The sequence below is a fragment of the Xenorhabdus sp. KJ12.1 genome, assembly GCF_963876495.1.
Classification (GTDB): Bacteria; Pseudomonadota; Gammaproteobacteria; order Enterobacterales; family Enterobacteriaceae; genus Xenorhabdus; species Xenorhabdus stockiae.
Window position 1 is genome coordinate 58,977 of the sequence record NZ_CAWNQH010000068.1, and the last position, 9,845, is coordinate 68,821.

Annotated in this window: 11 protein-coding genes; 8 read left to right on the top strand and 3 right to left on the bottom strand. The window is 41.4% G+C overall.

The window, feature by feature from the left end; all coding sequences use genetic code 11:
* Positions 1-99: 99 nt before the first annotated feature.
* The 3 genes from lipB (at position 100) to crcB (ending at position 2,232) form a co-directional block, all read left to right on the top strand.
* Complete coding sequence (gene lipB / locus AACS92_RS10540) at positions 100-735, top strand: lipoyl(octanoyl) transferase LipB (RefSeq protein WP_099111182.1); 636 nt, start codon at positions 100-102, stop codon at positions 733-735.
* Positions 736-879: 144 nt separating this feature from the next.
* Entirely contained in the window at positions 880-1,845 is a 966-nt protein-coding gene (gene lipA, locus AACS92_RS10545; protein ID WP_099111169.1) for a lipoyl synthase, read from the top strand.
* 12 nt (positions 1,846-1,857) lie between these two features.
* Positions 1,858-2,232 carry a fluoride efflux transporter CrcB gene (crcB, locus tag AACS92_RS10550; protein WP_099111170.1) on the top strand — a complete coding sequence of 125 codons (375 nt, stop codon included), beginning with the start codon at positions 1,858-1,860 and terminating at the stop codon, positions 2,230-2,232.
* A gap of 69 nt (positions 2,233-2,301) precedes the next feature.
* Here crcB and cspE read toward each other — a convergent pair whose 3' ends face one another.
* Together cspE and AACS92_RS10560 are read right to left on the bottom strand one after the other, a co-directional pair.
* Positions 2,302-2,511 carry a transcription antiterminator/RNA stability regulator CspE gene (gene cspE, locus AACS92_RS10555; RefSeq protein ID WP_045969514.1) on the bottom strand — a complete coding sequence of 70 codons (210 nt, stop codon included), beginning with the start codon at positions 2,509-2,511 and terminating at the stop codon, positions 2,302-2,304.
* Between the two features lie 197 nt (positions 2,512-2,708).
* Positions 2,709-3,185, bottom strand: a complete 477-nt coding sequence (locus tag AACS92_RS10560) for a methylated-DNA--[protein]-cysteine S-methyltransferase (RefSeq protein WP_099111172.1) — start codon at positions 3,183-3,185, stop codon at positions 2,709-2,711.
* A 1,392-nt stretch (positions 3,186-4,577) separates the two neighbouring features.
* On the opposite strand from AACS92_RS10560, the gene AACS92_RS10565 reads away from it, so the two are divergent.
* The 5 genes from AACS92_RS10565 (at position 4,578) to emrB (ending at position 9,347) form a co-directional block, all read left to right on the top strand.
* On the top strand, positions 4,578-5,369 hold the full coding sequence (locus AACS92_RS10565; protein WP_099111174.1) for an AzlC family ABC transporter permease: 792 nt from the start codon (positions 4,578-4,580) through the stop codon (positions 5,367-5,369).
* Positions 5,362-5,697: an L-valine transporter subunit YgaH gene (gene ygaH, locus AACS92_RS10570; protein ID WP_099111175.1), complete on the top strand. Its 336-nt coding sequence runs from the start codon at positions 5,362-5,364 to the stop codon at positions 5,695-5,697. The genes AACS92_RS10565 and ygaH overlap by 8 nt, the downstream gene beginning before the upstream one ends.
* Positions 5,698-5,826: 129 nt before the next feature.
* Positions 5,827-6,354 (top strand): transcriptional repressor MprA, encoded by a 528-nt coding sequence (mprA, locus tag AACS92_RS10575; RefSeq protein ID WP_099111176.1) that lies wholly within the window; start codon positions 5,827-5,829, stop codon positions 6,352-6,354.
* Positions 6,355-6,593: 239 nt separating this feature from the next.
* A complete protein-coding gene (gene emrA, locus AACS92_RS10580; protein ID WP_099111177.1) occupies positions 6,594-7,790 on the top strand; it encodes a multidrug efflux MFS transporter periplasmic adaptor subunit EmrA in 1,197 nt (398 codons plus the stop codon).
* Between the two features lie 15 nt (positions 7,791-7,805).
* On the top strand, positions 7,806-9,347 hold the full coding sequence (emrB, locus tag AACS92_RS10585; RefSeq protein ID WP_099111178.1) for a multidrug efflux MFS transporter permease subunit EmrB: 1,542 nt from the start codon (positions 7,806-7,808) through the stop codon (positions 9,345-9,347).
* Positions 9,348-9,621: 274 nt separating this feature from the next.
* Here the strand turns inward: emrB and AACS92_RS10590 are convergent, their stop codons facing one another.
* Positions 9,622-9,792: an AbgT family transporter gene (locus AACS92_RS10590; protein ID WP_255398523.1), complete on the bottom strand. Its 171-nt coding sequence runs from the start codon at positions 9,790-9,792 to the stop codon at positions 9,622-9,624.
* Between the last annotated feature and the right edge of the window lie 53 nt (positions 9,793-9,845).

A 9,845-nucleotide genomic window follows, 5' to 3' on the forward strand; every position in this document is an offset into this window, starting at 1 on the left:
TTAACATTATTAGTGTATTAGCGCATTGCCGAACTGGTGAGAATCCTTTTAGGGCGTTATACTGGCGGGCAATTTTTGTTAACCGATGATGACAGTCCATTGCAACATAACACCGTTATTTTACGCCAGTTGGGTCTTCAGCCCTACGAGCCGGTTTCTGAAGCCATGCACCAGTTCACCGAGCAGCGGACAGCGGAAACTACCGATGAAATCTGGTTTGTCCAACATGAGAAAGTGTTTACACAAGGTCAGGCGGGTAAAGCAGAACATATAATTGCCGCAGGTGATATTCCTGTTATTCAGTCCGACAGGGGTGGGCAAATCACGTATCATGGTCCCGGGCAGCAGGTCATGTATATTTTGATCGACTTGAAACGCGCTAAGCTCGGGGTTCGTCAGCTAGTCACCGCGATTGAAAACACCGTTGTCGAAACGTTAGCTCATTTTGGCGTTGAATCTTATGCCCGGGCCGATGCGCCAGGGGTATATGTCAATGGTAATAAAATTTGTTCATTGGGATTGCGTATCCGCAAAGGGTGTTCTTTTCATGGGCTGGCATTAAATATTGCAATGGATTTACAACCATTTTTGCGCATTAATCCATGTGGATATGCAGGTATGCAAATGACCCAGCTCAGTGACCTCGTTACCGGGATCACGGTTGAAGATGTACAGCCCGTTCTGGCACAAAAATTCTGCCAGATCTTGGGATTCCAACTCACCGATGAAAGATGATATAATTTTTTAACATTTTTCAAAAAAATTTGAATAGTCTTATTGTCCCGATGAACTTGATGCTGAATTTAGTTTATTAATCAGCAAAATAGTTATCAGGCAATAAATTACAATCTGAAGAATATAACTGGAACCAGCACGATTATGAGTAAACCAATTCAGATGGAACGTGGTGTCAAATACCGCGACGCAGATAAGATGGCTTTAATCCCTGTGAAAACAGTGGTTACAGAACGTGAAGCACTCTTGCGTAAACCTGAGTGGATGAAAATCAAACTTCCTGCGGATTCCAGCCGCATTCAGGGAATCAAAGCTGCAATGCGCAAAAATGGGCTGCACTCCGTCTGTGAGGAAGCCTCCTGCCCTAACCTTGCAGAGTGTTTTAATCACGGAACAGCGACCTTTATGATCCTGGGTGCCATTTGTACCCGCCGCTGCCCGTTCTGTGATGTGGCACATGGCCGACCAAACGCGCCTGATGCTAATGAACCGATTAAACTTGCACAAACCATTCAGGATATGGGGCTACGCTACGTTGTTATCACTTCCGTTGACCGTGATGACTTACGTGACGGCGGAGCACAGCACTTTGCTGACTGTATCACTGCAATCCGTGAAAAAAATCCATCAATTAAAATTGAAACTCTGGTACCGGATTTCCGGGGTCGTATGGATCGCGCACTGGAAATTTTGACCGCAACACCACCTGATGTGTTTAACCACAATCTGGAAAACGTACCACGCATGTATCGTCAGATCCGTCCGGGTGCTAATTATGAATGGTCATTAAAATTACTGGAAAGATTTAAAGAAGCACACCCGGATATTCCGACTAAATCTGGCCTGATGGTAGGTTTGGGAGAAACTAACGAAGAGATTCTGGAAGTCATGCGTGATTTACGCAAACATGGCGTCACCATGCTGACATTGGGGCAGTATTTACAGCCTAGCCGTCATCATTTGCCTGTACAGCGTTATGTTAGCCCGGCAGAATTTGATGAAATGAAAGAAGCAGCCTTAGAAATGGGCTTTACCCATGCAGCCTGTGGCCCGTTTGTTCGCTCATCTTACCATGCAGACATGCAGGCCAAAGGCATGGAAGTCAAATAAGCAATACCACTGCTGATGAATCTTGTTCTTGCTGTATTTATCGGTGGTGGCATAGGCAGCGTTTTACGCTGGTTTATCAGCCTCCGCCTGAATCATATCTCAGCACCGATTGCCGTTGGGACTCTGACGGCTAACTGTGTTGGCGCATTTATTATCGGGCTGGGGCTGGCTTATTTCAGTAAAGCGACACATATCGATCCCGTCTGGAAACTTCTGTTAACAACAGGCTTCTGTGGTGGCCTGACGACGTTCTCTACATTTTCTGCTGAAGTAGTTTATTTATTACAGGCAGGGAAAGTAAGCTGGGCGTTGGGCAGCATTCTGGCGAATGTGATTGGCTCATTATTGATGACTATGCTCGCCTTTGCTGTGATAAACAAGTTCTGAGACAGCGAGTATCAGGAAACATAAAAAAACCCGTTTTTATAACGGGTTTTCAAAATACGGGATTAGAAATTAGATCGCGACAACGTTTGCAGCAGATGGACCTTTCGCACCCTCGGTGATTTCAAATTCAACTTTTTGGCCTTCTGCCAGTGTCTTGAAACCATTTGATTGAATGGCGGAAAAGTGTACAAAAACATCTTTGCTACCATCTTCTGGAGTGATAAAACCAAATCCTTTAGATTCGTTAAACCACTTAACGTTACCTTTAATTTTAGACATCAAACTTACCTTTAATAAAAATGACACAAACTCCATGCTACATACAGTACAACAAATAATATAGCTTACTGTCTGCAACCTAGATCACGAAATATATAACAAAATGCGAAAAACGCACGTTTTGTTTAATTTCATTGATTTATTTTATACGCCAATCGCCATTTCACAAATCAATTGGCGTTTCATTTTAGTTTTGTTTACTTTTTTGCCTTCTTTTTCTTCTCATGCTCCAGCAGCCATTCCTTAATATTCAGCCCTCCTGTATATCCGACTAACTTACCATCATGGCCAATTACCCGATGACAGGGGACAATCAGTGAAATAGGATTACGTGAGTTCGCCATACCAACGGCACGACAATAATTTACCGAACCCAGTGTTAGTGCTAATTGTTTGTAACTCCACATCTCACCAAATGGGATATTACAGAGCTGCTTCCAAACCCGCTGCTGAAATTCAGTTCCCTGCATACTTAAAGGAACCGTAAATGTATCTCGCTTTCCTTTAAAATATTCTTGTAACTCTTTTACACACTGCTTAGTTATCGCATTTTTAGATTCTAATTCTTTCTTTTCATTAACAAAATAAATACTAGTAACGCCTTCATCATTAGCAGTGACGTGCACATAAGGTTTAGGAAAACCTTCTGGAGTATTCAGATAATGGTGATACATAAACTACCTCCATTTAATTTATTGTTAATAATTTCTGCACTATTTCTATACTAGCCTAAAGCTCTCCTTCATCAATTTGCAATGATGAATTCAGTTACACATCTGACAATTTGATAAAGAAACCATACCGCCTACTGATAATAAAAATCAGAGGATTGCCAATAAGATATAATACCTTACTTTTAATAACACACATTCAAAAAAGATAAAAACACCATATATTGAAACAAAAAAGAAATCAAAACCCATATATAGTATCGTTCTCATAAAGAGATTATCAAAGTGTAATGCATCAATACTCTTTTTTATTCTTCAATAAGTGCCCGGATCAATAAAGAATTTTACCAGAAGAGTGATAATTTATGGCAAACACCATTGGATCCCGGGTAGTTATACTCATCGAAAATCAGATACAAACACTTTTCATCTGGCAGCGATAACAAATAAATCTCAACGTATATCCTCTCCCCAGAAGAGATAAACTCCAGAGGAGTTATTTTTCATCCCTGCCATGACATCAATATTTTTTCTATTAAATCATGCTGTCTGCAATGAAAGATTCAAATTAAGTCTTAAATGCAAACAGTTATCTACAAAACAGATTATCTTTTGATTAACAATAATAAACAATAATTTGTCAGCATATCTCAACGCTTCGGTATATAGCTTGGAAAATTTATCTAGATTAAGCCATTAAAGAGAATATACCTTTTCACAAAGCTAAATATTTATTACATGACAATTAAACTCAAAGTTAAGAATTTATATAACGTATTCAGTTATTGTCCAAAACAGGAGGTTAATTTATTGGAATCCCACTATAATAAATCTGAACATTTGCAAAAAAAGCAGGATGTATGTCTTCATAATCGCCTGATAAAACTGTTTAAAAGCCAGAAAAATATCAATAGACAAGATAATTGCATAAGTTCAGATAACTAATGACAGGAAATTCTCCGCAATAAAAATAGTATGATTTACGATCAGACTGATTTTCCCTCATGCCATATTTAAATGCAGCAAAGAATATAATCAGGGGATATACATTAGTGGGAAAATTTAAAACCCGATAAAAAAACCACCGGAAAAAAATTCAAGGTAATGCAGAAAAATGATAACTCAGACAGGGATCCTGTTCAGACAACATTCAATACACTCTTCTCCAGAGTAACCAGAAAATCCATAAAGCAAAAATCCTTTCCTCTACTCCAGTTCATAACCACACATAAATCTATTAACAAATCAACACCCATATCCATGGTTACTCCATTTTTTCGATCAAAATCATTGTTCTAAATAATATTTATTAAATAATTTAGACATTTCACATTTTCACTTTTATTATATTTTGTTAATGTTGTTTTACCTGTTAACAAAAAAATAAATTACCCTATGTCGATACCTGATACACCCGTGCCCGATAGCTCAAGTTCAGACACGCCGATAAATGACCACACTATAACAGGCAAAAGTTCCTCATTTGTTGGAGGTATTTTTGATAGTCTCCCTATTGTTATCGGCTATATTCCCATCTCTTTTGCTTTCGGTCTAAGTGCAGTCAAACTGGGTTTTTCTCCTCTCGAAGCCATATTTTTTTCGTGTGTTATCTACGCAGGTGCCAGTCAATTCGTCATCACGGCATTACTCAGTGCAGGCGCATCACTATGGATTGCAGCCCTGACGGTTATGGCGATGGATATCCGCCACATTCTGTATGGCCCGGCTTTACGCTATCGGCTCAAGCAAAAGTTATCCCAAAAGAAAACGGTTATTTGGGCGTTCGGGTTAACCGATGAAGTTTTCGCCGCTGCTACAACAAAATTAATAAAAGATCAACGCAGCTGGAGCGAAAACTGGATGGTCGCCATTGCCACGTGTTCCTGGCTGTCATGGGTATTGGGCACAGTAGCGGGCGCATTGCTGGGTAATGGTTATCTCGACTCATACCCTGCTATTGAAGCAGCGATGATATTTATGCTGCCAGCCCTGTTTTTAAGTTTTCTGCTCTCTTCCTTCAAAAAACAAAATAATTACTGCGTTATTGCTTCTCTGACTGGCGCATTAATAGGTGTCATGTTTTTTTCTATCCCGGTTGCCATCCTGACAGGAATTATTGGTGGCTGCTTAGGTGCTCTTATACAAGCTCATCTAACTCAAGTGGGGGAAAAAGCATCTCATGATTGATCATAAGATATTCATAATTGGAATGGTTGTAGGAATAGCCAACTTTTTGTTCCGCTATCTGCCTCTGTGCTTTGGCTCGAATCGTTCTCCCGGAGCAAAAATGGGAAACATCGGGATCATATTGGACAGTATTGGGGTGGCATCAATTTGTTCGCTCCTCATCGTTGCAGGAATTCCTGAGGTGATGCGGGCACATGACAAGTTTTTTCCTACACTGTTGGGCTGTCTGGCTATCGGTATATGCTTCTATAAGACACGTAGCATTATCATATCTACACTGTCCGGAGCAGCCATTTTTGGATTAACATTCAAAGTATTTATGAATTAGGTATCAATATTAAAAGAAATATGATGATAATAAATAACTATAATTGCTAAATTTAACTTTTAATATAGTATTTGTATGGTTTTTAACAGAAGTTACTTTACCGGTTGAAACTAATAAGGTATCTAAACAATGGAAAGTTCATTCACTCCCACAGAAGAGTTGCTTAATTGCCGTGTTGCACAGCAAAAAGAGTTGAACAAAAGTTTGCCCTATCAAGAGATATTACTGACTCGCTTATCGATGCATGTCCAGAGTAAGATGCTGGAAAATAGAAATAACATGCTGAGAGCTCAAGGAATCAACGAAACCTTGTTTATGGCACTGATGATCCTGGATACCAAAGAAAGTCGCAGCATTCAGCCATCAGAACTTAGTGCAGCGTTGGGTTCTTCTCGTACAAACGCAACTCGAATTGCTGATGAATTAGAGAAGCAAGGCTGGATAGAAAGAAAGGAGAGCCACAACGACCGCCGTTGTCTCCACCTTCATCTGACAGAAAAAGGTACAATTTTTTTGAATAGTTTACTCCCGCCTCAGCATGAGTGCTTGGTTAAACTTTGGTCTGCCCTTGATCTGGAGGAACAGAAACAATTAGAGAACTTGATGAGAAAATTGCTGACACAGTTGGATAATCTTGGGGATTGTTTGAAAAAGTGATTGTTTCTCCCTGAACAGTACTGAGTCAAAAAAAAATCACATTATGGCAATATGACCTAAAAAAACTTTTCCGCTAGCCGGTATCATTTGATACTTCATATGGCTAACGATTAGCCTCTGATAATAATCAATCCCATAAGTCTATCTTTTCCAGTAGTGTCATCTACACTACTGGAATTGAATGGTTTTTAAATATTCATGTCGTACAGCAAAATACACAGAAATTACGGAGATTCACTATGAGTTCTAGTGAGGGAAATCCAGTACCACCAACTTCGAATCAGCCTCAAAAAAATATGAGAAACAAAAAACGCTCTCGTAGCAATGCATTGATTTTAATCTCTTTATTATTTCTCATCGTCGGAGTTATTTACGCCATTTACTGGTATCTCTTCTCGCGCCACCAGCAAGAAACGGATAACGCCTATGTCACAGGCAATCAGATTCAGATCATGTCTCAGGTGAATGGTAGTGTTACCACTGTCTATTTTGATAATACCGATTTCGTGAAAAGTGGCAGTGTTCTGGTTCAACTCGACCCTACAGATGCAGAACTTGCACTAGAAAAAGCACAGAATGGACTTGCCATGGCGGTTCGGAACACTCAGCAACAGATAGTTGATAGTGAAAGATATCAGGCCATAATTGCACAGAAAAAAATTGCCCTCAGAAAAGCACAGAATGATTTTGACCGCAGGAAAATACTGGGTAGCCGAGAAGCGATTGGTAAAGAAGAGCTACAACATGCTTATGAAAGTGTGGCGCTTGCTCAGGCGGATTTGAATGTCGCAATTGAACAGTACAATAGTAATCAGGCTGTTATTTTGCATACACCGCTGGAAAAACAACCCGCAGTGGAAAAAGCAGCCTCCGATGTCCGTGATGCCTGGCTGAATTTACAGAGAACCAAAATTGTCAGCCCTGTAGACGGGTATGTTTCCCGCCGCAATGTACAGATAGGCTCCCGCATCAATACAGGAGCGCCTTTGATGGCTATCGTACCCGCCACCGGCATGTGGGTTGAAGCTAACTTCAAAGAAACCCAGCTCGTTAATATGCGGCTTGACCAACCAGCAAAAATCGTCAGCGATTTTTACGGTGATAAGATCGTGTATAAAGGAAAAGTTGTCGGCCTTGATATGGGTACAGGCAGCGCATTTTCTCTGCTACCTGCTCAAAATGCCAGTGGAAACTGGATCAAAGTTGTCCAGCGCTTGCCTGTCCGCATTGAAATTGACTCAGAAGACTTGATAAAACATCCTCTTCGTATCGGGCTGTCAACAAAAACCACCGTTGATACAGCGGATACCAACGGAATTGCCTTATCCACCACTGAACGCATTAAACCGGCCTATCACACAAATGCGTTGGCGATAGACATGTCTCCTGCAAACAAAATAGTTACTGACATCATTAATAGTAACTTAAAGAATTAATTATAAGGGGGAGCCATGGTAACACGAGCACCACTTACAGGCGCAAAACTGGCGTTAGTGACCATTTCTCTCGCAATGGCTACTTTTATGCTGGTCTTGGATTCAACCATTGCCAATGTTGCCATACCAACCATTGCGGGGAATTTAGGGGCATCAAACTCCCAGGGAACATGGGTTATCACCTCGTTTGGGGTTGCCAACGCCATATCCATCCCCATTACCGGCTGGCTGGCAAAACGCATTGGTGAAGTCAGGCTGTTCATCTGGTCTACAGCACTGTTTACCCTCTCTTCATGGCTGTGTGGGATCTCAGGCAGTCTTGAGATGTTAATCGCTTTTCGTATTATTCAGGGATTAGTAGCAGGCCCAGTGCTTCCGCTTTGCCAAAGCCTGTTGTTGAATAACTACCCACCAGCCAAGCGGAATATGGCGCTGGCACTCTGGTCTGTCATGGTGGTGGTTGCTCCCATTTGTGGCCCGATACTGGGCGGTTATATCAGTGATAACTACCACTGGGGCTGGATTTTCTTTATCAACGTCCCTCTTGGTATCGGAATTATCTTTGTCACAATGAAACTCCTGCGAGACAGGGAAACCAAAACAGAAATTAAACCGATTGATACAGTTGGTTTAATTTTACTCATCGCAGGTGTTGGATGCTTACAGATCATGCTTGATAAGGGTAAGGAGCTGGATTGGTTTAATTCGACTGAAATTATTGTTCTGGCAACTATCGCTGTTATTTCATTAGTGCTTTTGGTCATATGGGAATTAACCGACGATAACCCCATTATCGACCTTTCACTGTTCCGGGAGCGTAATTTTACTATCGGAACATTGAGTATCAGCCTCGCCTTTATGTTGTATTTCGGCAGCATCGTTCTGCTACCACAGCTACTACAGGAAGTATTTGGCTATACCGCAACATGGGCCGGTTTTGCAGCCGCCCCGGTGGGGATACTCCCGCTGTTACTGTCACCACTTTTCGGTAAATATGGTCATAAAGTTGACATGCGTGTCCTCATCACCTTCAGCTTTATTGTTTATGCTATCTGTTTTTACTGGCGGGCATATACATTCGAACCAGGAATGGATTTTGCCGCAGCGGCATGGCCCCAATTCTTACAAGGGCTTGCGATGGCCTGCTTCTTCATGCCACTGACAACCATCACTTTGTCAGGTTTGGGGCCTGAACGCATGGCATCCGCTTCCAGCCTGTCAAACTTTACCCGTATATTATCAGGCTCAATTGGTACATCGATCACAACCACATTGTGGACACAACGTGAATCGATGCATCATGCAAACTTTACCGAGCAGATCACCCCGTATAACCCCAATTATCAGCAGGTTCATCAGCAACTCTCTCAATTGGGAATGAATGATCAGCAAATTGCCGCCTATCTGGCAAAAGAGATCACTCATCAGGGGTTGATCATTTCAGCTAATGAAATTTTTTGGATTTCAGCAGGTATATTCTTGATCCTGATATTACTTATCTGGATGGCGAAGCCACCTTTTGTAGCAGGAAAACAGGGTAGTGGCGGAGCACACTGAGCGGATTTTATATTTCCGTTCATGGTTTTTCCGACAATTGCAGATCATTCTCTGACTGAAAGAACCCGAGATCATTCGGGTTCTTCAGACAATGATGCTAACACCGCTTCAATAACCATCTCTTTAACTTCAGCCTTTGGTTTGCCTGTCGTACCGGACATGTAGCAAAGACTGCCATTTTGGGTAATTCGTTTTCATTGAGGGGATGGATAAATGAGAGGACGAAGCCTCTCAATGGAGATCAGATTAAGTTAGAACCACTACATATTAGTCATTAATTTAATATTGGATAAATACCCGGCCCGATGGGTAATCCAGTAAAATACCATCCGATAAGCAACAACATCCAGACGATAAAAAATACCAGAGGATAAGGCAGTACCAGCGTATAGTAAGTGCCTAATACTACAGCCGTGATCCATATTGTGTCATGATGACTCTCTATCTTCCTAACACCAAGGGAGGTGTCCTATGACCTCACCTGTCAACCTCTGGGAA

Coding starts and splice junctions, on each gene's coding strand:
- cspE (WP_045969514.1), bottom strand. CDS start 2,511: ATGTCTAAAATTAAAGGTAACGTTAAGTGGTTTAACGAATCTAAAGGA.
- emrA (WP_099111177.1), top strand. CDS start 6,594: ATGAGTTCTAGTGAGGGAAATCCAGTACCACCAACTTCGAATCAGCCT.
- AACS92_RS10560 (WP_099111172.1), bottom strand. CDS start 3,185: ATGTATCACCATTATCTGAATACTCCAGAAGGTTTTCCTAAACCTTAT.
- lipA (WP_099111169.1), top strand. CDS start 880: ATGAGTAAACCAATTCAGATGGAACGTGGTGTCAAATACCGCGACGCA.
- AACS92_RS10565 (WP_099111174.1), top strand. CDS start 4,578: ATGTCGATACCTGATACACCCGTGCCCGATAGCTCAAGTTCAGACACG.
- ygaH (WP_099111175.1), top strand. CDS start 5,362: ATGATTGATCATAAGATATTCATAATTGGAATGGTTGTAGGAATAGCC.
- emrB (WP_099111178.1), top strand. CDS start 7,806: ATGGTAACACGAGCACCACTTACAGGCGCAAAACTGGCGTTAGTGACC.
- mprA (WP_099111176.1), top strand. CDS start 5,827: ATGGAAAGTTCATTCACTCCCACAGAAGAGTTGCTTAATTGCCGTGTT.